36 protein-coding genes are annotated in these 26,053 nt (G+C 58.6%); 31 read left to right on the top strand and 5 right to left on the bottom strand.

The features are described 5' to 3' along the window. Positions 1–14 precede the first annotated feature (14 nt). The 13 genes from FHS81_RS04175 (at position 15) to FHS81_RS19245 (ending at position 9,940) form a co-directional block, all read left to right on the top strand. Positions 15–188 (top strand): hypothetical protein, encoded by a 174-nt coding sequence (locus tag FHS81_RS04175; RefSeq protein ID WP_183750820.1) that lies wholly within the window; start codon positions 15–17, stop codon positions 186–188. Then, complete coding sequence (locus FHS81_RS04170) at positions 185–859, top strand: TRM11 family methyltransferase (RefSeq protein WP_183750819.1); 675 nt, start codon at positions 185–187, stop codon at positions 857–859. The genes FHS81_RS04175 and FHS81_RS04170 overlap by 4 nt, the downstream gene beginning before the upstream one ends. Beyond that, the gene (locus tag FHS81_RS04165; RefSeq protein WP_183750818.1) at positions 856–1,077 is read left to right on the top strand and encodes a hypothetical protein; all 222 of its coding nucleotides are present in this window, start codon (positions 856–858) and stop codon (positions 1,075–1,077) included. Before FHS81_RS04170 ends, FHS81_RS04165 begins: the two co-directional genes overlap by 4 nt. Then, on the top strand, positions 1,074–2,513 hold the full coding sequence (locus FHS81_RS04160) for a replicative DNA helicase (RefSeq protein WP_183750817.1): 1,440 nt from the start codon (positions 1,074–1,076) through the stop codon (positions 2,511–2,513). Before FHS81_RS04165 ends, FHS81_RS04160 begins: the two co-directional genes overlap by 4 nt. A gap of 1 nt (position 2,514) precedes the next feature. Beyond that, positions 2,515–2,919, top strand: a complete 405-nt coding sequence (locus FHS81_RS04155) for a hypothetical protein (RefSeq protein WP_183750816.1) — start codon at positions 2,515–2,517, stop codon at positions 2,917–2,919. Then, positions 2,916–3,824, top strand: coding sequence for a DUF1376 domain-containing protein (locus FHS81_RS04150; RefSeq protein WP_183750815.1), 909 nt, complete (start codon positions 2,916–2,918; stop codon positions 3,822–3,824). The genes FHS81_RS04155 and FHS81_RS04150 overlap by 4 nt, the downstream gene beginning before the upstream one ends. After that, positions 3,824–4,318: a single-stranded DNA-binding protein gene (gene ssb / locus FHS81_RS04145; RefSeq protein ID WP_210281540.1), complete on the top strand. Its 495-nt coding sequence runs from the start codon at positions 3,824–3,826 to the stop codon at positions 4,316–4,318. Before FHS81_RS04150 ends, ssb begins: the two co-directional genes overlap by 1 nt. A gap of 21 nt (positions 4,319–4,339) precedes the next feature. After that, positions 4,340–4,969, top strand: a complete 630-nt coding sequence (locus tag FHS81_RS04140) for a hypothetical protein (RefSeq protein ID WP_183750814.1) — start codon at positions 4,340–4,342, stop codon at positions 4,967–4,969. A gap of 115 nt (positions 4,970–5,084) precedes the next feature. Continuing rightward, positions 5,085–5,312 carry a hypothetical protein gene (locus tag FHS81_RS04135; RefSeq protein WP_183750813.1) on the top strand — a complete coding sequence of 76 codons (228 nt, stop codon included), beginning with the start codon at positions 5,085–5,087 and terminating at the stop codon, positions 5,310–5,312. Positions 5,313–5,692: 380 nt separating this feature from the next. Continuing rightward, the gene (locus tag FHS81_RS04130; protein WP_183750812.1) at positions 5,693–6,304 is read left to right on the top strand and encodes a hypothetical protein; all 612 of its coding nucleotides are present in this window, start codon (positions 5,693–5,695) and stop codon (positions 6,302–6,304) included. After that, positions 6,249–7,748, top strand: coding sequence for a phage terminase large subunit (terL, locus tag FHS81_RS04125; protein ID WP_246374716.1), 1,500 nt, complete (start codon positions 6,249–6,251; stop codon positions 7,746–7,748). The genes FHS81_RS04130 and terL overlap by 56 nt, the downstream gene beginning before the upstream one ends. A gap of 22 nt (positions 7,749–7,770) precedes the next feature. After that, the gene (locus FHS81_RS04120) at positions 7,771–9,228 is read left to right on the top strand and encodes a DUF1073 domain-containing protein (protein ID WP_183750811.1); all 1,458 of its coding nucleotides are present in this window, start codon (positions 7,771–7,773) and stop codon (positions 9,226–9,228) included. Then, a complete protein-coding gene (locus tag FHS81_RS19245) occupies positions 9,197–9,940 on the top strand; it encodes a phage head morphogenesis protein (protein ID WP_343052412.1) in 744 nt (247 codons plus the stop codon). Before FHS81_RS04120 ends, FHS81_RS19245 begins: the two co-directional genes overlap by 32 nt. On the opposite strand, the gene FHS81_RS04110 is transcribed toward FHS81_RS19245, so the two are convergent. Together FHS81_RS04110 and FHS81_RS04105 are read right to left on the bottom strand one after the other, a co-directional pair. After that, positions 9,924–10,139 (bottom strand): ribbon-helix-helix domain-containing protein, encoded by a 216-nt coding sequence (locus FHS81_RS04110; protein WP_183750809.1) that lies wholly within the window; start codon positions 10,137–10,139, stop codon positions 9,924–9,926. The two genes, FHS81_RS19245 and FHS81_RS04110, sit on opposite strands and share 17 nt — an antisense overlap. Before the next feature lie 10 nt (positions 10,140–10,149). Then, positions 10,150–10,365 (bottom strand): ribbon-helix-helix domain-containing protein, encoded by a 216-nt coding sequence (locus tag FHS81_RS04105; RefSeq protein WP_183750808.1) that lies wholly within the window; start codon positions 10,363–10,365, stop codon positions 10,150–10,152. Between the two features lie 90 nt (positions 10,366–10,455). On the opposite strand from FHS81_RS04105, the gene FHS81_RS18665 reads away from it, so the two are divergent. The 13 genes from FHS81_RS18665 (at position 10,456) to FHS81_RS19135 (ending at position 19,373) form a co-directional block, all read left to right on the top strand. Then, positions 10,456–11,679 (top strand): Rha family transcriptional regulator, encoded by a 1,224-nt coding sequence (locus FHS81_RS18665; RefSeq protein ID WP_210281538.1) that lies wholly within the window; start codon positions 10,456–10,458, stop codon positions 11,677–11,679. 72 nt (positions 11,680–11,751) lie between these two features. Then, positions 11,752–13,050: a DUF2213 domain-containing protein gene (locus FHS81_RS04095; protein WP_183750807.1), complete on the top strand. Its 1,299-nt coding sequence runs from the start codon at positions 11,752–11,754 to the stop codon at positions 13,048–13,050. 17 nt (positions 13,051–13,067) lie between these two features. Next, positions 13,068–13,550 (top strand): structural cement protein Gp24, encoded by a 483-nt coding sequence (locus FHS81_RS04090; RefSeq protein ID WP_183750806.1) that lies wholly within the window; start codon positions 13,068–13,070, stop codon positions 13,548–13,550. A 36-nt stretch (positions 13,551–13,586) separates the two neighbouring features. Then, positions 13,587–14,642, top strand: coding sequence for a DUF2184 domain-containing protein (locus FHS81_RS04085; protein ID WP_183750805.1), 1,056 nt, complete (start codon positions 13,587–13,589; stop codon positions 14,640–14,642). Between the two features lie 4 nt (positions 14,643–14,646). Then, positions 14,647–14,931, top strand: a complete 285-nt coding sequence (locus tag FHS81_RS04080) for an STY1053 family phage-associated protein (RefSeq protein ID WP_183750804.1) — start codon at positions 14,647–14,649, stop codon at positions 14,929–14,931. After that, positions 14,931–15,314: a DUF4054 domain-containing protein gene (locus FHS81_RS04075; RefSeq protein WP_183751238.1), complete on the top strand. Its 384-nt coding sequence runs from the start codon at positions 14,931–14,933 to the stop codon at positions 15,312–15,314. Before FHS81_RS04080 ends, FHS81_RS04075 begins: the two co-directional genes overlap by 1 nt. Further along, complete coding sequence (locus tag FHS81_RS04070) at positions 15,239–15,811, top strand: hypothetical protein (RefSeq protein ID WP_183750803.1); 573 nt, start codon at positions 15,239–15,241, stop codon at positions 15,809–15,811. Before FHS81_RS04075 ends, FHS81_RS04070 begins: the two co-directional genes overlap by 76 nt. Further along, positions 15,811–16,173 (top strand): hypothetical protein, encoded by a 363-nt coding sequence (locus FHS81_RS04065; protein ID WP_183750802.1) that lies wholly within the window; start codon positions 15,811–15,813, stop codon positions 16,171–16,173. The genes FHS81_RS04070 and FHS81_RS04065 overlap by 1 nt, the downstream gene beginning before the upstream one ends. A gap of 29 nt (positions 16,174–16,202) precedes the next feature. Next, entirely contained in the window at positions 16,203–16,778 is a 576-nt protein-coding gene (locus FHS81_RS04060; protein WP_183750801.1) for a phage neck terminator protein, read from the top strand. Positions 16,779–16,780: 2 nt separating this feature from the next. Further along, positions 16,781–18,262: a DUF3383 domain-containing protein gene (locus FHS81_RS04055; RefSeq protein WP_183750800.1), complete on the top strand. Its 1,482-nt coding sequence runs from the start codon at positions 16,781–16,783 to the stop codon at positions 18,260–18,262. Between the two features lie 12 nt (positions 18,263–18,274). Further along, positions 18,275–18,757 carry a tail tube family protein gene (locus tag FHS81_RS04050; RefSeq protein ID WP_183750799.1) on the top strand — a complete coding sequence of 161 codons (483 nt, stop codon included), beginning with the start codon at positions 18,275–18,277 and terminating at the stop codon, positions 18,755–18,757. Positions 18,758–18,768: 11 nt separating this feature from the next. Continuing rightward, positions 18,769–19,200, top strand: a complete 432-nt coding sequence (locus FHS81_RS04045; RefSeq protein ID WP_183750798.1) for a phage tail assembly chaperone — start codon at positions 18,769–18,771, stop codon at positions 19,198–19,200. Positions 19,201–19,238: 38 nt separating this feature from the next. Continuing rightward, complete coding sequence (locus tag FHS81_RS19135) at positions 19,239–19,373, top strand: DUF6889 family protein (RefSeq protein ID WP_281374406.1); 135 nt, start codon at positions 19,239–19,241, stop codon at positions 19,371–19,373. A gap of 6 nt (positions 19,374–19,379) precedes the next feature. On the opposite strand, the gene FHS81_RS04040 is transcribed toward FHS81_RS19135, so the two are convergent. Both FHS81_RS04040 and FHS81_RS04035 read right to left on the bottom strand, forming a co-directional pair. Next, positions 19,380–19,787: a type II toxin-antitoxin system HicB family antitoxin gene (locus tag FHS81_RS04040; RefSeq protein WP_183750797.1), complete on the bottom strand. Its 408-nt coding sequence runs from the start codon at positions 19,785–19,787 to the stop codon at positions 19,380–19,382. An 18-nt stretch (positions 19,788–19,805) separates the two neighbouring features. Further along, positions 19,806–19,991: a type II toxin-antitoxin system HicA family toxin gene (locus tag FHS81_RS04035; RefSeq protein WP_183750796.1), complete on the bottom strand. Its 186-nt coding sequence runs from the start codon at positions 19,989–19,991 to the stop codon at positions 19,806–19,808. Positions 19,992–20,092: 101 nt separating this feature from the next. On the opposite strand from FHS81_RS04035, the gene FHS81_RS04030 reads away from it, so the two are divergent. Both FHS81_RS04030 and FHS81_RS04025 read left to right on the top strand, forming a co-directional pair. Continuing rightward, complete coding sequence (locus FHS81_RS04030) at positions 20,093–22,495, top strand: lysozyme family protein (protein WP_183750795.1); 2,403 nt, start codon at positions 20,093–20,095, stop codon at positions 22,493–22,495. Positions 22,496–22,567: 72 nt separating this feature from the next. Continuing rightward, the gene (locus FHS81_RS04025; protein ID WP_183750794.1) at positions 22,568–23,335 is read left to right on the top strand and encodes a hypothetical protein; all 768 of its coding nucleotides are present in this window, start codon (positions 22,568–22,570) and stop codon (positions 23,333–23,335) included. A gap of 109 nt (positions 23,336–23,444) precedes the next feature. On the opposite strand, the gene FHS81_RS04020 is transcribed toward FHS81_RS04025, so the two are convergent. Further along, positions 23,445–23,636, bottom strand: a complete 192-nt coding sequence (locus FHS81_RS04020; RefSeq protein ID WP_183750793.1) for a hypothetical protein — start codon at positions 23,634–23,636, stop codon at positions 23,445–23,447. A gap of 136 nt (positions 23,637–23,772) precedes the next feature. Between FHS81_RS04020 and FHS81_RS04015 the strand changes: the two genes are divergently transcribed. The 3 genes from FHS81_RS04015 to FHS81_RS04005 all read left to right on the top strand — a co-directional run. Beyond that, positions 23,773–25,047 carry a phage regulatory protein/antirepressor Ant gene (locus tag FHS81_RS04015; RefSeq protein ID WP_183750792.1) on the top strand — a complete coding sequence of 425 codons (1,275 nt, stop codon included), beginning with the start codon at positions 23,773–23,775 and terminating at the stop codon, positions 25,045–25,047. A 145-nt stretch (positions 25,048–25,192) separates the two neighbouring features. Then, complete coding sequence (locus FHS81_RS04010) at positions 25,193–25,795, top strand: hypothetical protein (RefSeq protein ID WP_183750791.1); 603 nt, start codon at positions 25,193–25,195, stop codon at positions 25,793–25,795. 10 nt (positions 25,796–25,805) lie between these two features. Continuing rightward, positions 25,806–26,053: transposase (locus tag FHS81_RS04005; RefSeq protein WP_183750790.1), on the top strand; the 248-nt coding region annotated here is incomplete at its 3' end.

Genomic DNA, 26,053 nt, shown 5'->3' with positions numbered 1-26,053 from the left:
GGGGGGGCTTCATCATGATCGAGTTCACCGCTGACGAGCGCGCCGTGAACGGTCGCCGCATCTTTGCCATCCCAGCCGGTCGCCGGGTTACTGATGCTAACTTTGACGAACTGGCGTCCAAAGGCCGCATCGTGGCGCGTGAGGATGGCCTGATACCGGGCGCATCGCAATCGTGGGTGCCGGCATGACCTCCATCGACACGGGAAATGCAGTCACGGAAAGAGCGCGCCCGAAGGCCGCGAAGGTCTGGGAACGCGACAGATACAACTGGTATGTCGAGGGCGAGGATTGCACCTCCGCGCTGCTGACCGTTGAGAAGTTCCGCGGCCTGACGCTGGATCCCGCATGCGGGAAGGGCAACATCGTCCGAACGATGATCGCGCACGGGTACGATGCGGATGGCTCTGATATCGTGCGCCGGACGGATGCGAACTGGTTTGTCGGTGAGATCGACTTCCTCGCTGATTGCGCATTCAAGCTGGGACACTGCGATTCGATCGTGACCAACCCGCCATTCTACGGCGGCAAGGGCACGGAAGCGTTCATCCGTAAGGCGCTGACGATTGCGACGAACAAGGTTGCCGTCTTTGCCGATCTGAAATTCCTCGGGAGCGATGGGCGTGCCGTTGGCCTCTATGCCGAGCGCCCGCCGAGCCGTGTCTACATTCTGACGCCTCGGCCATCGTGCCCGCCAGGTGAGTATCTGGAGCGTGGCGGCAAGGCCGGCGGCGGCACCGCCGATTGGGTTTGGCTGGTCTGGGATCTCCAGTCTCCACACACCGGCACGACATTTCATTGGCTGCGCCGAAACCCATCAGTCTCTGCTTCATCCCCAATACAGAGAGAGCGCGTGCAGTGAGTGTAGTTCCTTTCGAGTCCGCTGAGGATATAGCCTACAGGGCGTTCCTTGAGGCGAGGGAGCGCGCCATTTATACCGGCGACAGGCAGGATGCCCAGCGCGCTCGCCGGCTGTTCGCGGTCTATTGCGAAACGATACTGCCTGTTGAACGCCGCTCGCCGCGCGATCCGGTCACCCTGCGCATTCTCGCGCCCTCTGAAATCGGGAGGCGCAGTTGAACGTCGCCCCATCACAAGAGTCGTCGCATGAGGCTATTGCATCTGAGCAGGCGCTGCTCGGCGCTCTGATCCTGTCACCAGATAGCTACTCGACCGTTCAGGCAATCGTCCGGCCAGATTATTTCTCGGAGCCGATTCATCGGTTCGTTTACGAAGCTATTTCCGAGTGTCGCGAGGCAGGGCGCAAGGGCTCGATATCCGAAATCATGCAGGCCATTGGCGCTCGCAATGCTGGCTCCGATATCGGCGGCATATCGATGCGGGATTACATCGCTCGCGTGACCAATGAAACGTCGACGTTGGCAGCATCGGATTATGCGCGCGTGGTGAGAGATATCTACGTGCTGCGCAGGTTGCAGGACATCGCCCTATCGAATGCCGACATTGATGGCGGCGGCCTTGCGGAGCACCGGCTCTCCGCGGCATGGGATGCACTCGACAGCCTGAGGGCTGAAACGGCAGAGAGCGGCGGGACATGGCGTCCTGTCGGTGAGATTGCCAGCAGTGTCGTGCGCCGGGTCCAGGACATCAGAACCGGCGAGGCCGGTGAGCCGGGGGTCACAACCGGATTTCCGGATCTCGACCGCATGATCCTCGGCTACCGCCCCGGAGAACTGATTGTCATCGCTGGTCGGCCGGGAATGGGAAAATCGGTCGTGGCGTTATCGTCCGCTATCGCGCTTTCTGATCCCGACCATCCGCGCGGTGGAGGCGTGGGATTTTTCTCTCTGGAGCTGAGCGATGATTCCGTTGGTGCGCGGGCGCTGTCAGATATCGCCTATCGGAGCAAGCATTCCCCAACGCACTCGGATATTCGCGCAGGCCGGCTGGAGGATCACCAGTGCGACGATATCGTAGACGCGCAGCGCGTCCTGGATGGCCGCCTGATCATCATCGATACTCGGTCATCCATCACCGTGGGCGAGGTTGAGGCGCGCGCGCGTGCGATGCAGCGCCGCTACGAAAAAATGGGCCGCAAACTCAACGTGATCTTCATCGACTATCTGAAGCAGGTCAAGGCCACTGACAGGTATCGTGGCAACCGCGTCTATGAGATAGGCGAGATCACCACAGGCCTGCGCGAGATCGGTAAGAAGCTCGGCATTTGCATCGTGCTGCTGGCCCAGCTCAACCGCGGCGTCGAGGGCAGGGAAGACAAGCGCCCCTCGATGGCAGACCTGCGAGAATCTGGCGATATCGAGAACGACGCCGACGTGGTGATGCTGCTCTATCGGCCGGCCTATTACCTCCAGCGCGAGTTGAAGGCGGCAGCATCAGATGAGAAGGCCATTGAGCTGCACGACAAGCTCCAGGCAGCCGAGAACAAGCTGGAAGTCATCATTTCAAAGAACCGCAATGGCGAGGGCGAGCGGACGGTTGAGCTGTTTTGCTCCCCCGGCCACTCAGCCGTGCGGCAACTGGCGAGAGGGTTTTGATATGGCAGAGGCGGATTGGCACAAAAGATATCACAAGGCGACGCTTCACTCGTGGAGAATCCTTACACTTGAGGAGCGCGGGGCTCTCGTAACAATTATGGACTACATGTACCATATTTGCTCCCCCATTGATAATGATCCTGCATTTATCGGTCGCCTGCTAGGCGTGAGCGAGCAAAAGGCCCAAAATTTCATGGGGACTTTTGCTCGATATGGATTCATGCATGTTATGAGTGATGATCCAAATGCTTTGTCCTGCATACCAGTTGAGCAGTACGCGGATGAATTTTTCAGGGACATACTTAACGAAGCGGAGATGTCGACCGACGACTCCAACGAGACTGCGGCATCACATGGTTGCGTTGTGCCTCTACGTCTTATTTCTGGTGGCGGAGAGGTGGAATGAGCAAGAAGCATATTCCATACTTCGATTTTTATCCGGCCGATTTCATGAACGGTGTGCGCGGACTAACCCCACAAGAGGTCGGCGTCTACACCATGCTCCTGTGCCGCATCTACGAAGAGAGCGGGCCCGTCGATCTGCATCATTCCCGCTTGGCAACATACTGCGGCATGCGCGTCAAAACCTTCACAAGCGTTGTCGAAAGACTGATCGATCTTGGCAAGCTTCTGCTGGTCGATGGGGCTCTTCATAACTCACGCGCGATGACTGAAATATCAAATCGCGCGGACAAGTTGAAAAACAAATCCACGGCCGGGAAGGCAAGCGCAGAAATAAGGAAGGAAAAACAACGACAAATCGCAGCACCTGTTGAACAGGTGTTCAACTATACAGACACAGATACAGAAGCAGATAACAATCCCCCCTTACCCCCTGTCTCCGAGGCACCTGCCGATGAGGGCAAGGTTGCCGCCCCGGAGAGAGAGATTGGCGAATGGACGCAGCTGATGATCGATATCAAGGCTGCGTTTGAAGCGGCTGGCTCGATGAACCTGCGGCCTGACACGGATTACGTGGGCGCTTGGCGAGATCTCGGGTACAGACCCCCGATCATCCTTGCTGAGATCAAGAGCACGCTGGCTCGGAAGCCTCACGTCAACACTCTGAAATACTTCAATAACCAGATCCGCGAGGCCCATGAAAGGGCTGCAAAACAGCCCGCCGCCTCGCCCCCGGTGGATGAGGGCAAACGTTTGAACTACCTGCGCGGCATGGTCCAGGAATGGCAGCGCGAGCCGACGACATGGCCGTCGCGCCTTGGCCCTCGGCCGGGTGATCCTGGCTGCACGATCCCGGCAAACATCCTCGCGGAATTTGGCGTTCATCCTTGTGATAGGAGGGCTGCATAATGGCTGGATCAGTGAACAAGTGCATCATCGTGGGCCACCTGGGCCGTGATCCGGAGGTGCGCCGCTCGCAGTCTGGCGCCCCGATTGTCGGCCTGAACGTAGCCACGTCTGAGAGCTGGCGATCAAAGGACAGCGGCGAGCGTCAGGAACGAACCGAATGGCATCGTGTGGTCATTTTCAACGAACATCTTGCCAAAGTCGCAGAACAATACCTGCGCAAGGGCAGCAAGGTCTATCTGGAAGGCCAGCTCCAGACTCGCAAGTGGCAGGATAAGGACGGGCAGGAGCGATACACGACCGAAATCGTGCTCCAGCGTTACCGTGGCGAACTGGCCATACTCGACAGCAAGCGCGAAGACGACGGCGGGTCACGCAGCTCATCCGGCAATTACGCGGCTACGAAGGGCGGTGACACGTCTGGTAGCTATGGCGGTGGTGGCGGGGCGTATTCGTCTGATGTGGACGGGGACGATATTCCGTTTGCGGCTCAATGACGCTGATAGGAGGGCAGGGCTTTGGCAAAGAAGACGCGTCGTAAGCAGGCGAAGCGCACTCCGTCAGGACGGATCTCGACGGCCGGTGCAACGGTTAATCCTCGCGAGACGGTCACACAGCAGCCCCATCGCCGGTGGCTGCCTGAGAAGATGCGGAAAGACCAGCGTGCAGAGAGCGCGTTGGGGCGGCTATATCTGGCGGGGTTCCTTACAGAGGGGCAGGTGGTGGCCGGCGAGCGTTGGCGGCGCCTGATGGCCGACTACGCGCGAGTAATCGATGCGCCCCGCCCAGCGTCTGGCGTACTGGCGCGGATGATCGAGGAAAAGGCTGGACCGGATACAGAGGCGCCACCAGACGATGAAGTGCGGAATGGTGTCGCGATTTCGGATGAGGAATTGCGCGATCGTGTGCTGGAGGCAATGCGTGCGGCAAGGGGTGAAATAGCGGCAAGGGATAGTTCTGGTGCCGTGATGCGGATGCTGACGAGGGTCGTCATCGATGATGTTGACGTGCAGGATATTACCTATCTGATCGTCGGCCTACATTCCCTGGCCACGTTCTGGCGAACGTTCGATGACGGGTATCGGCCAATGCGAGCGGTTCGAGCCCCAAGAGAAGAAAACGCGGATATTCATGAAACGATCACTTGACGTTCGGGGTTCGTTGTGGCATTTACCTGTAAATAGGTAGTGTGAGATAATAGCGTCTGGGCGAGAGTTCAGGCGTTTTTGTTTTTCTAGAGTCGCAATTCCCACGGAGTCTTCCATGCCGCTGATCATCACGTTCACCACGGATGAGGGCGGCAATGACCGCGTCTCCGTAGATGGCTCTGTCGAGGATGCGACTGTAACGGTCACTGTCCAGCGCGCTTTACCCGATGGCATATCCGTGACGAGGCAGGCAAGCGTATCGCATGGCGATGGAGCCTTGATAGGACTTGGCTCTTTCGACCTCGATGAGGATGAGGACACGCTGAACGATCTGCCGATTTGAACTGTATACGCTGGCGTCAGTGAACCTGCACGCACACGCCTGCTCTCCTGACATTGTGACTACTCATGAACAGTCGGGTGGCCGCGTTACTGCAAAGTTCGAAGTTGGAAAATCCTGGAATTGTCGTGATGGTCGATGATGTTATTGCGGGCGGCGCTTGCGTTGTCGAAAAGAGCAGTGTCGTTAATACAAGCATGAACATTTGCGGCCCCCCCGTTTGCTAGCGTGAATGTACACTGGATCCGTGACACCTGCGCGTAGCTCAGTGGTCAGACCCGCCGGCTCATAACCTGCTCATCGCAGGTGCAAGTCCTGCCGCGCGGTCCAGGTCATTTACCGTCCAGCATCGTCCGGGCGGCTTTTTTGTATGAGGACGTGAGATGAGCACTCCCAAGAGAAATATCGATTGGGAGGCAGTGGAGCGCGAGTATCGCGCCGGTCAGCTCTCGATCCGCGAGATTGCGCGGGCGCATGGCGTTTCTGAGTCCTTCATCCGCAAAAAGGCCAAGGAGCAGGGGTGGGAGCGGGCACTCGCCGAGCGAGTGCGCACAGCGGTGCGCGAAAGGCTTGCGAGAGGCGACGGTGCGCAAGGGGGTGCGCACCCTCAACGCGCGAGCGACGACGAAGTTGTCGCGGCGGCTGCGTCTAGGGGGTTTGGTGTCGTCACCTCTCATAGGCGAGACCTTGAGCAGTTACACGGCATCAAGCGCGTAATAGCGGACAGGCTCGCTACCTATCTCAACGGTGGCGAGCCTGACGGCCCTTGCCTGGGGGACCGCGAAAGCGTAGGCGATCTTCTGGAAAAGTTGGCGCGGGTGAATGCGCGCCTTATCCCGTTGGAGAGGCAGGCGCATAACCTCGATGATGACGCGCCCGATGCAGGCCGGCCAACGGCGCGAGTGCGGTTCGATCTATCCCGGATGAGCGATGAAGAACTTGAGGCATGCCGAGTTCTCGCTTCCGCCGCTGAGCGAGATCGAGAAGGAAAGTGAGCGGCGGCGCCTAGGGCGGTCGCACTTGGCGTTTACTGAGGCTTTTTTCCAAGAGGCGCAAGGACAGGCGTTTTCTATTGGCGGGCACCATCGCGTGATGTGCCGTGCTCTCGACAGGGTATATGCTGGCGAGATCAAGCGCTTGATCATCAATGTGCCGCCCGGCTACTCGAAAACAGAGCTGGCCGTCGTGAACTTCATGGCGCGGGGGTTTGCGATTAACCATGGCGCGCGGTTCATCCACGCAAGCTACGCGCAGGCACTTGCACTGGACAATTCGGCGAAGGCGCGTGACGTTATCGCGCTGGAGGGGTATCAGGCGCTATGGCCTGTGGCGCTCAGGGCAGACACGTCGGCAAAGGGATTGTGGCGCACGACTGCTGGCGGCCATGTCCGCGCTGCGGCGTCAGGCGAGCCGATCACCGGCTTCCGAGCTGGAAGGATGCTTGAAGAAGGTGAGCCATGGAGGTTCACTGGCGCACTCATTATTGATGACCCTCAAAAGCCGGATGATGTTTCCAGCGACACGACGCGGAAATTCATCAACAACCGTTGGCAGAATACATTCAAAAGCCGCCTTGCAGACGAAAGCGTGCCGGTCATCGTGATCATGCAACGGCTGCACGTCGATGACTTCGTAGCGCATCTGCTGGAGACGTCGGGTGAGGAATGGCACGTTCTGAAGTTGCCGGTTTGGATCGACGATGAATGCGCACAGGTGCACCCGAAGGCAGTCATGATCCCGCATGATCTTTCTTCGGGGCCATTGTGGGAGAAGAAGCACGACGCTGCACAGATCGGCATCCTGCGTTTGCACGCGCAAGAGTTTGCCAGCCAATATATGCAAGACCCGGTTGTTTCTGGTGGCAATTTGTTCAAGGCTGAATGGCTGAATGAGTATGATGACCTGCCGCGACTGAAGTGGCGGGCGATCTATGTCGATACGGCGCAAAAGACGAAAGAACGGAACGACTATTCTGTTTTTGAGCATTGGGGCGCGGGGTATGATGGTCGAGCATACCTGATCGATTTGGCTCGCGGGCGGTTTGAGGCGCCTGAGCTTGAGGCGACGGCGTTGGCATTCTGGGCTAAGGCTAAGGGTCTGAGTGCTGCGGATTATGGCCACCTGCGCAATATGGTGGTCGAGGACAAGGTGTCCGGCACAGGGCTGATCCAGACCTTGAGTCGCAAGGCCATCCCGGTCACGGCGCTTCAGCGTGAGAAAGACAAGTACACCCGAGCGCTAGACGCCGTGCCATCAGTGGCGGCAGGTCTGGTGTCGGTCCCCAAAAGCGCGCCGTGGCGGCCAGTGTTTGATGCCGAATACGCGTCATTCCCGGATGGAACACACGATGACCAGATCGATCCTTTCATAGACGCCGTGGTCGAGATGTGCGGCGGCGGGACGGCGGCAGAGATTCTCGCGCTAGCCTTCGCAGACTAAGCAATACAACAGGTTGATAAGCATGGCGCGCAGACAAAATCGGAAGCGCGCCGGCACCGGTGCGCCCAGGCATCAGACGACGGACTCTTTCCAGAACGTCGCGGCCAAGCTTGGCATCGGCACGAACAATATCGCATCCGGCGGCACCTATGCTCAGAATGCTATTACCCGGCAGCGCGCCCAACTCGAATGGATGTACCGCGGCTCTTGGATTGTCGGTCAGGCTGTCGATTGCGTCGCGGAGGACATGACGCGCGCCGGCATCGACATCACGTCGTCCATAAGCCCTGAAGACATTGATGTCGTGCAAGCTGGGTTTGAGAAGCGCGCCATCTGGCAGGCGCTAAACGACACGATCAAATGGTCCCGACTGTACGGCGGCGCTATCGCGGTCATTCTGGTTGAGGGTCAGGACGTATCAACGCCACTCCGGGTTGAGACGGTGTCCAGGGGACAGTTCAAGGGTCTTCTCGTTCTTGACCGATGGACTGTGGTTCCGGCCCTGGATGATGTCATTGAGGATTACGGCCCCGATCTCGGGCGGCCAAAATATTACGATGTCATGATCAGCGCTCCGGCGCTGCGCGGTAAGCGTGTGCACTACAGCCGTGTGATCCGCATGGAGGGTGTCGACCTGCCGTATTGGCAGCGTGTGGCGGAATACGGCTGGGGCCTGAGTATCGTCGAGCGATTGTATGACAGGCTGCTCGCCTTCGACAGCTCGACGCAGGGCGTGGCGCAACTCGTGTACAAGGCACACCTGCGCACGGTGTCAGTGGACGGGCTGCGGGAAATCCTCGCCGCCGGCGGGCCGGGCGAACAGGCGCTGACCCGCATGTTCGAGATGGTCCGGCTGATGCAGTCCAATGAGGGACTGACGCTGCTAGACGCGAAGGACAATTTTCAGGCGCACAGCTACACGTTTTCCGGCTTGTCGGATGTTCTCCTTCAGTTCGCCCAGCAGATTTCCGGTGCGCTGCAAATTCCGCTGGTGCGGCTGTTTGGGCAATCCCCTGCCGGGTTAAACGCGACAGGCGACGCGGACATCCGCAACTATTACGACATGATCGCGCAGCAGCAGGAAGCGAAGCTTCGGGCCGGCATCGTCAAGCTTCTTGCTCTGATTTACCGATCGGACATCGGCAACTCTCCGCCGAAGGACATGAATTTCAAGTTCAATTCGCTCTGGCAGATGTCCGAAACAGAGCGCGCCACGATTGCTGTAGGTGTCACAGGAGCGGTGGTGCAGGCCGCTGATGCAGGTCTGGTAAGCCGCGCTACTGCCCTGAAGGAGCTGAAGCAGTCTGCGGACGTCTCAGGCGTTTGGGACAACATCACCGGCGAAGATATAGCGGAGGCGGAGAACGACCCGCTCCCGAGAGAGGGGGGCTACGAGGATGTGCCAGCATTGCCAGGGCCTGACGCTGCCGAAGCTGGCGATGACGCCGGTGACTATCGACCGGGCGCCGCAATCGAGTAAGAGCGCCTGGAGGGCATCGCGGCGCATTGAAAATGAGTACGCTCAAAAACTGCGCGGGGTTGCTCGGGCGGTAGATGTCATTGTTTCAGGATTTGATGCCGGAAACCCCGCACAAATCCCCGCCATTGAAGGCGCTCTCACGCGTTACTCCGGCACAATTGGCGGATGGGCGGAATCTGTAGCGCGCCGCATGGTTTTGGAGGTTGAGGCTCACGATAAGCGGCGGTGGATGCAGGTGTCCCGCAAAATGGGGCGGGCTCTGCGACACGAAATCGCAAACGCTCCTACCGGAGAAGTGATGCGAGCGCGGATGGCTGAGCAGGTGCGGCTGATTACGAGCCTGCCCTCTGAGGCCGCCCAGCGCGTCCATGATCTTACGATCGAGGGCATTACGCAGGGCACGCGAGCGAGCGAGATCGCGAAGAAGATCATGGAGGCAGGCGACGTGACCGCTAGCCGGGCCAACATGATCGCCCGCACTGAGGTATCGCGCACGGCTACGCTATTGACACAGGCAAGAGCGGAGTATGTCGGGAGCGATGGCTATATCTGGCGCACGTCCGGTGATAGCGACGTCCGGCCATCTCACAAGGCGATGAATGGAAAATTTGTGAGGTGGAGCGAGCTGCCGGAGTTGGACGGCATGGTGGGGCATGCCGGCGCGCTCCCAAATTGCAGATGCTACCCGGAGCCCGTCATTCCTGACGATTGAGCGGTTGCCCATCGTTCTGTTGGGGCATGTAGCCTTTATCGCGGAGCCTGACTGCGGCTAGGCCGAGCGCGATCAACTGACGGATGGCCTCGGCCTCAGTTTTGATTCGTTCCTGAAAGCGGAAATCATCAATCTCCTGCACCATCGTTTTGGGCAGGGACACGAGCTTTCTGACGGTGGTTTCAGGGTTGATAGCCATAGGTTGCTGCTCACTTTGGCAGGTAGCCTTTGTCGCGGAGGTACTCGCGCAGAGCCCTGCGGATTGCTTCGGGGCGCGAGAGCGCCTCTCCGCTGTCTACAATGAGCTTGTCTAAGGGGGACAATAGATCGTCATGAAGGCGCGTGACCACCTGCTGCCCTTTACCTGTGGGGGCAGGACCGCGCTTGCCTTTCCGTGGTAGCAAAGTTTTTTCTTGTTCGCTCATGGAAACAGTGCTACCACGGTAGCAGGCCGATGGGAAGCGCCAACTTCCTCACCGGCCCTAACCGATGACCGATCTATTAGGGAGATCGACATGGCTGCGAAAGCTAATAGCACGCGCACGTCTGTAGCGCACCAAACGTCCGACATTGACCCCAACACTTTGCCGGACCTGTACTCCATCGTCATCACCGGCCCTGACTCTGAAGTGCTCACGAGCGGTGAGCGGCATGTATTCAGCCGGACAGATCTGTATGGGAAGGGCACTCTCGTCCTACTTTGGCGTCGACCTGACCTCGCGAAGCCGGGGCAGGAGCTTATTTTCGCACAGCTCAAGAGCGACATTCCCACCGGTGCGAGGTTCGGTGGCCCGACGCCTCCGGGCGTTGATGACGTGATCTTCGCCGAGACGATCAGCACTAAACAGCAGATGTCCTTCAAGATCGCCGGTCTTCTCGCGATCCACAAATGGCTCGGTCCGCTCAAGCGCGGCCAGCATGTCCATGAATTTGTCCAGCAGCATGTCGAAGCCAAAAAGGAGCCCGCAGCAATGATCCAAAATGCCCCGGTTCAGCAGAATGCCCTTTCGCCGTTTATTGGCGTCGGCGCGGGTGCTGGTCCGCTCACCATGTCGAGTAGGGAAATTGCCGAGCTGACGGAGAAGCGGCACGATAACGTCGTCCGCGATATACGCGCCCTGCTGGATGCGGTGCTACCCGGCTGGGCGAAGGATTCCTCAGTTTTGAGGGATCAAGGTATTTCAATCACTTACGACAATCGGGGCTACATTTCCGAAATCCGTCTTCCGAAGGATCTCACCATTACGCTCGTGGCCGGGTACGACGCGCCGCTGCGGCTCAAGATCATCCGCCGCTGGCTGGAGCTGGAAGCGGCGCAACCGAAGGCCCCCGCCGCCCCTACGACCTACCTCGATGCACTCAAGGCTCTCGTGGCGTCCGAAGAAGCAAAGCAGATTGCCGAGCAGCGTGCTTTGACGGCGGAGAGGACGAAGGCCGAGATCGGAACCCGCCGCGAAGCAACAGCCATGAACACCGCCAGTCAAGCGGTGAAGAAGGCGAACAAGCTTGAAGTGGAACTGGACCGTTCTCAAGAGTACGCGACCGTCAAGCGCATGTCGATGCTCTACCATGGGCAGGAGTTCAACTGGCGGCTGCTGAAGCGCGCCTCGATTGAAATGGGTATCCCCGCTATCGACGTGTTCGATCAGAATTACGGATCGGTGAAAGCGTACCACGCCGATGTCTGGCAGGAAGCGTATGCGCTGGACATACCTGGGCGCGACGACGTCGCAGCATAATCGCGACAATTACTTCATCTCATCAGGCTCGCTTCGGCGGGCCTTTTTATTGAGCCAAGAACCGACATGACCATGACGACAGACCGTGCGCCGGCAACGCTGGTGGACGAACAGATCGGCGCATCTCAACGCCTGACGCCCGAGGGCTATCTGCTGTGCATGGACGTGCGTATCGCCCGCACGGGGCCGATGCTCTATGCAGCCGGAGAGGTGCCCGATCTTGAGCCGGAAGCTGGCCGGGGCATGATCACGGTCGAGCGCGACGCCGAGACGCTGTTCGATCCTGACGCGATCCTGTCATTCGCGGGAAAGCCGGTCACGAACGACCATCCTGCCGGTTTTGTGGTGCCGGAGACATGGCGCAGCCTCGCGATCGGCACGGTGCTCAATCCGCGCCGGGGCGAGGGTGTGCTGTCGGATTATCTGATCGCCGATCTGCTCATCACTGATGCCGACGCAATTTCTGACGTGCGCGCAGGCAAGCGCGAGGTTTCGTGCGGCTACGAGTGCGAGCGCGAGCAAATCCGGCCCGGCCTGGGCCGGCAGACAAGGATCGTGGGCAATCACGTTGCCCTCGTGGATCGGGGCCGCTGTGGCCCATCATGTGCAATCCAGGACAAGGAGCCCGTTGTGGCCAAGAAAGCACGCACGGTCTGGGACCGTATGAGGACGGCCTTCAAGGCCAACGACGAAGCGGCCTTCGAGGAGGAGATTGAAGCCGCGCAGGATGAAACCGGCGGTGACGAGCCGCAGAAGATCGTCATCGAGGTCAAGCAGCCCGAGCCGGAAGCGCAGGTAGCGGCCGATGAGCCGGATCCGGCTGATCCCCTCGCCGCGCTGACCACGCAGTTGGCGAATATCGCTGCCCGGCTGGATCGCCTTGAAGGCGGGGCGACGGCGGACGATGACCCCGAAGAGAATGCTAAGGCAGAAACCGGAGACGACGATGGCGAGGAAGAGAAAAAGGGCGAAGCGACGCTCGATTCCGCCGCTATCCGCGACGCCTTCACCGACACGCTGGCGCGGGCTGAAATCCTCGCTCCCGGCATCAAGCTCCCCACGTTCGATGCAAGGGCCAAGCGCAGGGTCACGCGTGATGCGCTCTGTGGCCTTCGCTCTGCGGCGCTCAAGGCTGCCTATGCCAATGATAGCAAGCGCACACACGTCGAAGCCGTTCTCGGCGGTAAGCCGGCCGATTTTGCGGCAATGAGTTGCGACACCGCAGAGATCATTTTCCGCGCCGCGTCGGAGCTGGTGAAAACCGCGAACAGCCGCCCGGCGGCGCCGAGTCGCGGGCATATCCCGCAAGGGCCGATGACGGCCGAACGCTATCAGCAGCTCATCAACGATCGCCGCGCCAAGCGCGCATAACCTGAAAGGTCCATAACATGGTCGCATACAAAACTCGGGTGCCGGCCGGCTTTGCTGGCTCGGTCTCGCGCACCGACAGTCTGACGATCGAGCAGCAGATTGTTGACAGCGCAAAGCCCCCCAAGGCCTTCGGCGCTTTCGCCAAGCTGGTCTCCGGAAGGATCCAGCCTCTCGAAGCGGGCGATGCCGCTACGGACGTGTACTGCCTGACCGTCCGCGCTTACCCCACACAGTCTGTCACCAATACCTTTGGTGCCGCTGAGCCGCCCGCGTCGGGCATCATCGACATCCTGAGGCGCGGCTACATCTCCGTCAACCTCAAGGCCGGCACCGCCGCCAAGAATGGCGCGGTATACGTCCGCGTGGCGGCCGTCACCGGCAAGGCTGTTGGCGACATCGAGGCGGCGCTCGTCGCAAACGAAACCGTTGCTGTCGCTGGCGCCTATTTCACGGGGCCGGCCGACGCCAATGGCGTGACCGAAATCGCGTACCGAATCTGACGCCTGGCGTCGTCACCCCTGACATTGGAGAGATACATGACCTTTAACTCGCGTGACCTCGCGGGGACGACGGCGCTTGTCAAGTCCCCGGCAATCTTGCGTCCGTCCCTCTACACTCGTGACGCATTCACCACCTTCGACCAGGCCACCTATGACAGCGCCGGTGCATTCCTGATTGGTGAGCTTGAGCGGCTCGACCCGGTCGTTCATGAGCCGCTGATTGCCACGACATGGGAGCGCGACATTGACCTGCGCACCGATGTCCAGATCGGCGATACTTCCACCAGCTATACGCTGTCCACCTTCGCGAGCAACGGCGGTGTCGTGCCGGATGGTATCGCATGGGCCGGCGCGGAAACCACCACTCTGCCGCGTATCCAGCTCGATATTAGCAAAATCAGCGCTCCGCTGACGCTGTGGGCGAGTGAGGTGGCGTACACTGTGCCCGAACTGGAGTCTGCCCGCTTGACGGGGCGTCCCATCGACGTGCAGATGCTGGCCGGCCTGAACCGCAAGCACCAGATGGACCTTGATCAGGTCGCATACGTTGGGTCGTCGGACATCGGTGCGACCGGCCTCCTGAACTCGACGCACGTCACGAACTCCAGCAACGTCGCTAACGGCGCTGCGGGAACAGCGACGTGGAAAACCAAAACGGCCGATGAGATCCGCAAGGACGTCAACGAGCTGTTGATTTCGGTCTGGGCCGCATCGGGCTATACGTCGCCCCCGACAAAGTTGCTGGTTGCTCCTGAGCCGTTCGGGTACATCTCGACCACGATTGCATCATCGGCTGCGAACACCACGATCTTGGCCTTCCTGAAGGAGAATAACATCCTGACGGCGGAGCGCGGTATTCCGCTGGAGATCAACTCGGTGAAGTGGCTCGACAAGGCGCTCCTGCCCGGCGCGTCTACAGATCGCATGGTTGCGTACAGCCAGCGGCCGGAATTCGTGCGTTTCCCGATCGTTCCGCTTCAGCCCGTTGCGCCCCAGTATCAGGGCATCTGGGTCAAGGTGCCGTACTACGGCCGCATCGGTCAGGTGGAGGTCGTGTATCCTGAGACGGTCGGCTACCGCAGCGGAGTCTGAGGCGATGGCTACAATCAACGTAACAAAGCCTTTCACCCTCCTGCTGGACGACGGTACGACGCGTCGTTTCGAGGTCGGCGGGCATGATGTTACCGATGATATCGCGGGCCATTGGTGGTCGGGGGAGCACAGCGCGCCGGCATTGGAGGCAGAGGCCGCGCTGCCCGCTGGTGAAGCGGACGGTCGCGAGGCCTTGCTTGCTCGCGCCGCCGAACTGGGCGTCAAAGTCGATGGCCGTTGGAGCAACGAAAGGATCGCTGCCGCCATCGCAGAGGCGGAGGTCGCGTGATGGACGTCTCCGGGTTCCGCGCCGCTTTCCCTGAGTTTGGTGACGTGACGCGGTTCCCGGACGCTCGCATCTCGTTCTGGGTGGGAATAGGGCAGAAGACGCTGGTCGTGGATCGATGGGGCGATCTACTGGATTATGGCCTTGGGCTGTTCGTGGCCCATAATCTGGCGCTTCAGACTCAGGCCGTGGCGTCATCATCGAAGGGCGGCACGCCGGGGGCAGCCAGTGGCGTGGTGTCGTCCAAATCCGTCGATAAGGTGAGCGTTTCCTATGATACAGGATCATCAACGGTCGATGGCGCGGGCGCGTGGAATCTCACCACTTATGGCGCGCAGTTCATTCAGCTCTCCCGAATGATCGGCGTAGGGGCAGTGCAGCTATGAGCGTCAAAATTGTTACAGATCGGTTGCAAGAGTCGCTGAAAATCATCCGCAGGCTCACAGACAAGCAGGTATATGTTGGCATCCCCGATGAGAAAGCAGGGCGTAGGGATGGCCCGGCATCGAATGCTGTGATCGGCTATGTTCATGAGTTCGGCAAGCCGGACATGAACATACCGGCGCGACCGTTTCTGATCCCCGGCATAAAATCCGTGGAGGACAAGATCGCCAAACGCATGGGGGCCGGCGCAAAGAAGGCGCTGGCAGGTGACAAGGAGGCTGTCACAAAGGTTCTGACTTCGGTCGGGATTACGGCGGAAAATGCGGTCAAAAAGGTCATCAATAGCGGCGAGTTCGCCCCGCTCTCAGAGCGAACGCTTTATCAGCGTAAAAACCGGAAAAAGGCACCCAGAACGAGTGAAAAGCCTCTGATCGACACCGGGCAGCTTCGCAAATCCATCACTCACGTCATCGGCAGCAAGGGCAGGGGAGAACGGTAATGCCCCTGCTCGACGTATCGGACATCTTGAACGATCCGATGTTCGCGGACGAACTTGCCGTGACACGGGTGACGCAATCCGTCGACAGCCATGGCCGCGTCAAAGAGACATCTCAGACCACAACTATCAGCGGCGTGGTCACGGCAGATACCGGCGATATCCTTGATCGCATCGATACAGGATCGCGGCTCAAGGGCTCGATCATGGTCCATACGCAATTCCAGCTGACGGCTGGGTATGGTGACGTCGCCGCCGACATCCTCAGCTGGAACGGTCGCAGCTACACTGTTTCCAATGTCAACGACTATTCGCGGTACGGGGCCGGGTTCGTCGCGGCAACCTGCGACCTGATCTCACCCTAACACAACCCATAATATCAACGAGGCCACCCATGTCCGCAAGAACCAGCGCGACGGGCGGATACCTCACGCCTGCGTCAAAACCGTCCCCGCTGGAAGATGATGATCTTGAAGATTTCCTTCAGGAGATGGTCGCCGGCATTACGGGGCTATCTGCGACGATGGTACGCCCCCGATGGCAGCCGATCCCGCCGAAGCAGCCGTCTTCTGAAACGGATTGGGCGGCCGTTGGCATTGTCCACCGAGAGCCGGACGATAACGCCGTCCAGATCCACAATTCGGCAGGTGAGGGCTCGACGACGCTGAGTCGGCACGAGGTTGTCAGCGTGACTGCGAGCTTCTACGGCCCGAACAGCCATCGCTATGCGGGCATCCTCCGTGATGGCCTGTCGATCGCTCAAAATCGCGAGCCGCTGCAACTCAGGGACATGGGCCTTGTCGATGTCGGTGCAGTCGTATCGGTGCCCAGCCTCGTGCAGCAGAGGTGGATCAGGGGTGCAGATCTAACCATCCGTGTCCGCCGCGAGATTACCCGCGAATACGCAATCCTCAACCTTAATTCAGCGCAGGGCGCAATCAACGGCGATCCCTGGGAAGTGGAGAAGTGACCATGGCCAAGGGCTTGTCAGTCAGCAATGTTGTTAACGTCACTCTTAATATGTCGCCGATGGCGGCCCCGCGCCGCAATTTCGGGGCGCTCTTAATCGCGGGCGCGTCGCCCGTTATCGATATCGCCGAACGCATCCGGCGCTATACCGCTATCGACGGCATTGCGCAGGATTTTGGCACTGACGCGCCAGAGTATAAGGCCGCGTCCCTCTTTTTCTCCCAGGCTCCGCGCCCGGCAGAGGTGTATATCGGCCGGTGGGCAAGGGTGGCGACGGCTGGTGTCCTGCACGGCGGGGTTCGGTCTGTCGCTCAACAAGAGATTGGCGCGTTCACCGCGGTAACCGCTGGGTCGTTCAAGATTGCAGTTGATGGGGCCCCGAAGACCGTATCAGGTGTCGACCTGTCAGCGGTCACAAACCTGAATGGCGTTGCGACGGCGGTCAATGCAAAGCTGACTGGCGCGGTGATCACTTGGGACAGCGCAAGCAATCGCTTCGATGTGACCAGTGCAACGAGCGGTGTTTCGTCAAAAATTGGCTACGGTAGCGCTCACTCCACCGGGACTGATATCTCGGGACTGCTCGGATTGGACAGTGCGCATGCCTCTGTGCCAGTCGACGGCGCTGACGCTGAGGCCCTTATCGACGGCGTTCGGGCTTTGGCCGACGTTTCGTCGGAGTGGTATGGCCTGTTGATCGCGGCAGGCGATTTGCCCGACAATGATATTCTCGCGACAGCTGAGTTTATCGAGGTCACAGGCCACAGCCGTATTTTCGGCGTCACAACGCAGGACTCCCGGTCACTCGATGCGTCCTATGCACTTGATATCGGCAGCCGCATCAAGGCGCTGAACTATCGCAACACATTTGTCCAATACTCATCATCCAGCCCGTTTGCTGCAGCGTCGTTGTATGGCCGCGCCTTTACCGTGGACTTTACCGGCAACCGCACCACCATCACGCTCAAGTTCAAGCAGGAGCCGGGCATCGTCGCAGAAAGCCTTACTGAATCTCAGGCCGCTGCGCTGCACTCCAAGAACATCAACGTATTCGTTCGCTATGCCAACGATACAGCCATCATCCAGGAAGGCGTGATGGCGAATGGCTACTTCTTCGATGAAGTGCACGGCACGGACTGGCTCAAGGATGCGGTACAGACGGATGTTTTCAACCTGCTCTATCAGAGCACGACGAAGATACCGCAGACTGACGAGGGCACGCATCGCATCGTCACGACGATAGAGACCACATTGGTACAAGCCGTGAACAATGGCCTTGTGGCTCCCGGCGTGTGGCTCGCTGACGGCTTTGGCCAGCTACGCACTGGGGATACGCTGGCCAAGGGTTTCTATGTCTATGCCCCGCCTGTCAGTACGCAGGCGCAAGCAGACCGGGAGGCACGCAAATCTGTTCCGATTCAGGTGGCCGCCAAACTCGCGGGCGCTATTCACAGCACCAATGTAATGATCAACATCAATCGATAATGGAGGCTCAGCGTGGCAACATACAGCTTTCTTGACATTCAGGCCGCGATTTCTGGGCCTGGGGGGAATATTTCTCTTAGTTCTGTTTTGACGTCCACGATTTCCCTCGGGAATGAATCCGGCGTTGCCGAAGAGGGCATCACCGTGGAAATGGCAGACGACAAAAATACGATGATGATCGGGGCTGGCGGGCAAGGGCAGCATAACCTGCATGCCGGCCGCGCTGGCACTGTAACAATCCGCCTGCTGAAGACCAGCCCGACAAACGCGCAGATGACGGACATGTACAACTATCAGACATCGTCCAGCGCCTACCACGGCAGGAATACGTTCTCGCTGCGTGACGTCGTTCGCGGTGACAGCATTACCGGCCAACAGGGCGCTTTCCGCAGATTCCCATCCAACAGCTATGCCAAAACCGGGCCGATTATGGAGTGGGTATTCGATTTCGTACAGCTTGATCAGAAGATCGGCACCGGCACGCCGGAAATTTGAGGGCCGCCAGCATGGACAGTCAATTTGAAGCGAGCGGCCATACATATCGATATGGCCGGATAGATGCCCGTCGTCAGGCGCATATCGTGCGCCGACTGGCGCCGATGATGGTCAGCGTTACATCCGCATCCGAGGCGGGATCATTGTCCGATCTGGCCTCGATTGAGCCACTGACAAAAGCCGTCGCGGCGATGACCGATGAGGACTTTGATTACGTCGTCGACATCTGCCTTTCTGTTACGTCCCGCCAGCAGGACGGCGGGCTTGGGTGGGCTCCGGTATGGAGCGCAAACGCCAGACGCATGATGTTCGACGACATCGATCTGCTGGCGCTTCTCGGCATCGTGTCCCAGGTCATTCAGGGGAATCTCGGCGGTTTTTTTCGCGCCGGCCAATCCGGATTGAACGCAGAACGACCGGCGGCCCCAGCTACGAGCCTGTGATACTGCCCGATCACGAGGATTGGCTATTGAGGCCGGCCTTGAGGGGAGTATGCCGTTACGAAAGCCTCGTTGACGGCACACTCGACCTTGTGGATGTCGCGATCATGAACGAGGCGCTGGATGCCTCTGACGAGAACTCGGCACGGGCGCAGGAGGCAGCGAAGAAAACGTAGACTGCGTTAAGCCGCAGCCTCGATTTCCTTCCGCGCTGCCGCTGCGAGAAACGCGGATCGGGTAAGACCGCGCTGTTTTGCTGCAGCATCAATGGCCTCAACAAGCCCTGAGTCCATCGATACGTTGACCCTGATCCATGCGCCTCTCTCACGGATCAGCGGAACGTAGACATAGGTTGCCCCCTCGCGCTCCTCTGCAAACTCCGGATCGGCCAGCACGCCATCCAGCGCGCGCGGAGGGGGGATTTCATCGCCATCCGCCACCATCACAGCGACATGCCCCGACAGGGCCTCGATTGCATTGGCCACCGCCTCATCAACCGTAGACCCCGCTGAGATGCAGCCGGGAAAATCGGGGAAGCTGACGCCGTAATCGCTGCCCGGGTCTTTATGAATAAATGCCACGTATCGCATTGAGACCTCCTAGTGGGGCTATTTGAGCCCCGCCTGCTTCTTGATCGATAGGAGCGTACCCTTCGGCAGATCCTTCTTCGGATGCGGCACCGTCACCTTTCCCGGCTTCGTCGGGTGCTTGTAGTGATGGTGCGAGCCTGTGGTGCCGACCAAATACCAGCCATCGGCCTCTATCTGCTTGATGATGTCCCGGCTGGAAGTCATGAACAGCGCTCCTTTGTTGTGTATATTTATACACAACGGCGGGGCTTGCGTCAATATTTTTGTGTTCAAATTTGCGCAAAACAGATCGGACAATAACCACCATGGCCGATAATCCCAACGTCATTCGTGAGTTCCTCGTCGCCCTCGGCTTCAAGATTGATGAGGCTGGTGCGAAGAAATTTGTCGAGGGCGTCAAGAGCATGACGCAGACTGCTCTTGCGCTCGGATCGGCAGTACAGGTCATGGCAGCGACCGTGACGGCTGCCACTGCCCGGCTGTCTCGGGAAATGGAGGCAATGGCCTATTCGTCGGACAGGCTTGGATCGTCTGCCGGGAAGATCAAGGGGATCAGCTATGCCGTTGAGCAGGTCGGTGGCTCGGCTTCCGGCGCAAGGCAGTCGATGGAAAACCTCGCCCGGTTCATGCGGGACAATCCGGGCGGAAAGGGTGTTCTCCAGCATTTTCTAGGCTCTGGCGTCAATCTCAACGACACCGCTGCGACATTCAAGGCGCTGGGCGAGAAGTTTCGCACGATGCCCTACGCGAACGCTCGCGCTTTTGCTGAGCGGTTCGGCATCGATGAAAGCACCTTTCAGGCGATGCTGGAACCGCTCGACAAGTACATCGCTGAATACAACTCCAAGTTGCGAAAGCTCGGGCTCGATCCCGATGAGGCAGGGCGATCCGCCAAGGAGTTCATGGGCCACTGGCGGAGCATGGGCGAATCCATTTCGGTTATTACCGATAAGATCGTCCACTCGTTAAACAAGGAGCTGGGGCCGCAGATCAAGCAGTTTACGGAGTTCCTCGACGAGCATGGCAGCAAAATCGCCCGTGTCGTCAGCGACATTGCCAAGGGCGTCCTCGACATGTCGCGGATGATCCTCGATGCAATCGTCAACTTCAATGATCTGGACCCTGCCGTGAAGGCCGCAATGATTATGATCGGAGGGCTTGCCGGCGCGGTATGGCTGCTGTCCTCGCCCATACGATTATTGGCGCTGGCGGCGGCCGGACTTGTCACGCTGTATCAGGATTACAAGCGGTGGAAGGAGACGGGCGAGGTCGGGCTCGTTGATTGGGCAAAGTGGGAACCCACAATCCAGAAGCTGAAAGACACCCTCGCTACGGTTTCTGACTGGCTCAAGAAATTGGGCGGGGATGAAATTGGCGGCATCGGGGCGCTGCAAATCGCATTCACCGGGTTTGCCGCCTATGTCGCCGGTAAATGGGTGACGGATATTTTGGGGGCGTTTCTGAAGGTCGGGGCAGGGGCTACAGACCTCGCTAGGGGCGGTGGCGGCAGGATGGGCCTTCTTGGTCTGTTTGGCGGTCTGGCCCGTGCTGGCGGCGTCGCTCTGGGGGCGTTCGCTGGATACGATTCATACAAGCTCGCGACTGATGAAGAATACCGCCAGCAATCCACGGACAAGATCCAGCAGCGCATTGATGAAGGAAAGGCAGCGGAGAAGTCGGCATGGAATGCAAGCCCGGCTGGCCGAGCCTGGAATTGGGCAAAGGGTAAGCTTGGGTTTGGAGAAGGGGGAGGGAAGCCGGCGAGCGGTGGTGAAGGAGGCGATAACCGAACGTGGTGGCAGCGTAATGCTCCATCGTGGTTGGGAGGGAAGGAGAGGGGAGAGGGTGCGGGCACGTCACCAGCAGTCGACGCGTCGGGTTATGTGCCATTTTCCGGAGTGGAGACACCGGAGCAAAAGGCGTTACTCGCCACGATTGCATCAAGCGAATCCCCAGCCTACAACGTCATGTACGGAGGGCGTCGATTCAGTTCTTATGCAGATCATCCTCGCGTAGACGTTCCTATCAGGCGCGGGCCAAACGCCGGAAGAACAAGCTCTGCCGCTGGCCTCTTTCAAATGCTAAAAGGAACATGGGACGGCGCTGCAAATGCGCTGGGCCTGAAGGAGTTCACCCCTCCCAATCAAGATAAGGCGGCATGGTACCTAGCGAGAACGAGATACAAAAGAGCCACGGGGCGGAATTTGCACGACGACCTTCGCTCGGGCGATCCCGAGACCATTGCGGGGATTGGCAGGGCGCTTAGGGGCGAGTGGACGAGCCTCCCTGGAGGTATTGAACAGGGGCAGAATGCGCAAACGTTGATCAGGCGATACAATAAGTATTTGGAGAAATTTCAGAGAGAGCATCAGCAAAAGATCGACGCGCAGCCGCAACCTGAACAGCAAAGTAAGCCGCACGCCACGCTTCTGGATGCCGTTCGGCAGGCAAGTCAAGCTCTCGCTGGGTACGCCGAAAGCGGCGGCCTAGCCCGCGCGAATGACAACATTGCGGCAATGATGGACGCGCGCCCCTTGACCCCCGACCCGAGCGTCTTCAATAGGTCAACGGTGATGAATTATAATCCGAAAACAGATGTGAACATAACGGGTATGAGCGATGCGCGCGAGGCAGCAGAGCAGTTTGCGGGAGTGCAAATGAGGGTAAATCAGGGATTTCTACGGAACGTCGCGAGCGCAGTTCGATAATTGATTATGCTATGCTGACGACAGGTCCGCCGGCTAATGGTACTGTATTGTTTCTGTGGGAAGGATTGTGACGTGGGTTGGGTGAAGCGGGCTATTATTTTTGCGGGAGCATTTATGGCAGGGGAAGCTATCGCGCGCCCCGCTGATTGTATGCTCGCTGTTCGCGGTGAGATACTGATCGACGGCCCGTGCGACTTCAGCCCTATCGCCCCCGGTCCAGATATTCGGAAGGGCAGCTTTCAGATTACTGCCGGCGACCGATTCGCAATTATCAATATCGAGCCTAGTGGACAGTCGCTCGGCTATTACAACGAGTTTCCAGGCAGCCAGAAGCCGAGCGGTCGGTTGGGTAGAATGCGGCCAGATGGCGCATGCTGGAAGAACCAAGAGGCCGAGATTTGCGCATGGAAGCCAGGGGAGAGCCGCGGCGATGTGGTGCAATCGGCGGATCGGGTTATCCGCTGCGAGCGAAAAGGGGCACCGGAAATTGTCTTAAGCCTTGGCGACCATAAGGCATTCGGTGACATGGTGAGTTGCATTTCGGGCGATTTTGTCGCGGATCTGACGCCTTGTGCTCCTGATGGTGGGTATGGCTTATCCGCCCCAACGGGCAGCGCCGCTTTGGTCGGGGTCACAAAGCGCTGGCAAGAGTTGGACGGGCATTCGGGTGGGATTACCAACTTCTTCTCTACCGTCGATAAGCTGTCTTTTTCGGGGGGCTGGGGGGCAGCGTGGGATTGGGAGTTTGTTGCAGACAGGCTGACAGGTGACGCGCGATTGACGGTTAAAGGTGGCAAGGCGCTTGAATATAAATGTGTGGCAGTAAAGCAGAAATTTTAAGGATCATGCAGCACGGGCCGGGCGTTCACCATGCTTTACACGTTCTCGTTCGCAAGCTTGAATGCGTCCGACTTCGCGAATATCACACGCACGCCTTTAGCGTGATCTTTCAGCCCTGCTTCGGCGGGGCTTTTTGTTGAGCGCGCTCCTTCGCAGTCTCTATCCCTAGATCAATCAACCGGCGGATGGCTTCTGACCGTGATGGCAGATCATCCTGCTCTTTCCGCCAAGCGTCTATGGTCGCCACCTGAGAGGGGGCGATGACCATTTGTAGGCGCACAGATTTCAGTTCTCCAGACATACGCGGAAGATAGTCCAGTTACACAACATGCGCAATGCCCTTGACGGCATGACAAAGTTGTGTAACTTAAGCGGGCAAGCAAGGTGTTCCCGCACCAAGCTTGCCCTAACCGATCAAGCCTATGTAGGAGGCTAGAATGGCTATCCCCGCCAATAGCACACGCGCGCCTGTAGCGCACCGCCGAACCGACATCGTCCCCCATGAACTGCCGAAGCAGTACGCCATCCAGTCGGACGGCATCCATCAAGTTCCCATGTTTCAAGGAGTTGAGAGGCAAGTATTCAGCACGGTTATCCCGCCGAGGAAGAGAGACGCCGTGGCGTTGTGGCGTCGGCCGGAAACGCTGGGGCCGGGCGATCACCAAGTTGTCGTGTACATCCTGTCGGAAAACCTGCCCGCGAACGTGAGGTTCGGCGACACCGCCAACGCCCGCACCCCGGAAGACGTGCTGATCTACGTCGAGTCGGTCGACCACAGCGCGCGGTTTGCTTATCGCGCATCGGAGATTGAGGCGATCCACACTTGGGTATGCCCGCTGCCGGCTGGCCGGGAGACATACAAACTCATCCAGCAGGAGCGCGAGGCGAACAAGGAGCCGGTCGCCGCCGCACAGAATGAGCTGTCGCTGTTCACGCCGACCGCTGGCGAACCGCTCGCCATGTCGAGCCGGGAGATTGCCGAGCTGACGATCAAGAACCACGCTGACGTTCTCCGTGACATCCGCAACATGCTGGAAACGCTGGGCGAAGGGACTGCCAGCAAATTTGCTGGCAGCTACAAAGACGCCTCCGGCAAGTCGAACCCGGTCTTCAACCTCCCCAAGCGCGAAACCCTCATCCTCGTTTCCGGCTACCGCGTCGACCTCCGCGCCAAGATCATAGACCGCTGGATGGAACTGGAAGAAGCGGTGAAGCAGCCTGCCAAGCCCGCTGCACCCGAATTCCCCATCCCACAGACCTTCGCCGAAGCCCTGATGCTCGCTGCCAATCAGGCTGCACAGATCGAGCACCAGAAAGTACGGATCGAGGAAAAGAACGCGCAGATCGCCGACATGCGCGAGGACGTCGACGCCCTCGACCGGATCGCTGGTGCTGACGACCTGTTCGGTCTCCGCCAGGCAGTCGCCATGCTTCAGACCACACAGAACAAGTTCGTCGCATGGTTGCAACGAAACGGCTGGGCTTATCGTCAGACCGGCAGCAAGCGGCTCTTAGCATATGCCGACAAGCGCAAGGCTGGCTACGCTACGAACAAGGCGACCATATATGAGAAGCCTGACGGTAGTGAGGGGATCAACGAGACGTTGAAGTTTACCCCTGCCGGAATCGTCAAGCTCGCAAAGGCTCTGAACGTGACGTTGACGGACGGCGATTTACGCACGCTTCGCGGTGACAAGGGGGAGGCGTCATGATGCGGCCCGCCGAATCGACTTGTGTTCACTATCTGTTCTGACTAACATCGGCTCATAGATAGGTTGCCGGTTCAGCTAGCTTGACTGAATCATAGCAGCGCCCCAGTCTCGCCATAATGTGGATGGCTGAGACGGGGTGCTTGGGATGGCGTTGGAGTTTTCTGCAATGCATCTGATTGTTGGCGAGAAAACCGCGAGCATGTCTGATTTTTCTCCAATTGTGGGGGAAGACAGCCATAGGTACTTGCATGGTCACAGCGTGTATAAGGTAGAGATTTTTTCTGATAGTAGTACGTATTGGTGGTCAAGTTTCAAGTATGGTGACAAGACGTCATATAGCGAAGATGTTGCAAATCTTACCTTAGGTATTGATGAGGCCAACCCAAGATCGAAAGATCAGGTGGAGCTGTCAAAGCAGTTATTCTGCTTGTATGATGACAAAGAAAAATGCCTGTATATATCCGATGCAAAGAAGAAGTCATTTATTGCACATTATTTAAAAAGCAAGATCGGAAAGAAGGTCGAGATAAAGAATTTCTATAAAAGTGTAGATGATTTTTTGAAGATAATTCAGAGTGTTGAATCTGTAAAATTTACGGCGAAGCGTAATTTATTCAGCATAGATGCGGCGGTTACAAAAATACTCCCGAGCCCCGGAGACGTGTACGGTCTTGGGATGCCGGAGGCCTTTTCACTAGGTTCAGGACCTATTAATTTGGCTTTAGATGTGATTCACAGTCTCCATTGAGGAGGCTGCGATGGGTGATTTGTTTTTGTTGAGTGAGTGCCAGATGGCGCGGATATCGCCGTTTTTCCCGCTGCCGCATGGGGTTCCGCGCGTCGATGACCGGCGCGTGGTCAGTGGCATCGTCTACGTGATCAAGAACGGCTTGCAGTGGAAGGATGCGCCGAAGGACTACGGTCCACACAAGACGCTTTACAACCGCTTTATGCGCTGGAGCCGGTTGGGCGTGTTCGACCGCATCTTTGCCAGCCTCGCCGGCGA

It is taken from the genome of Pseudochelatococcus contaminans (assembly GCF_014195635.1).
Taxonomy (GTDB): Bacteria; Pseudomonadota; Alphaproteobacteria; order Rhizobiales; family Beijerinckiaceae; genus Pseudochelatococcus; species Pseudochelatococcus contaminans.
Note: the sequence above shows the minus strand (reverse complement) of the source record. Positions and strands in the feature narration are given on the sequence as shown.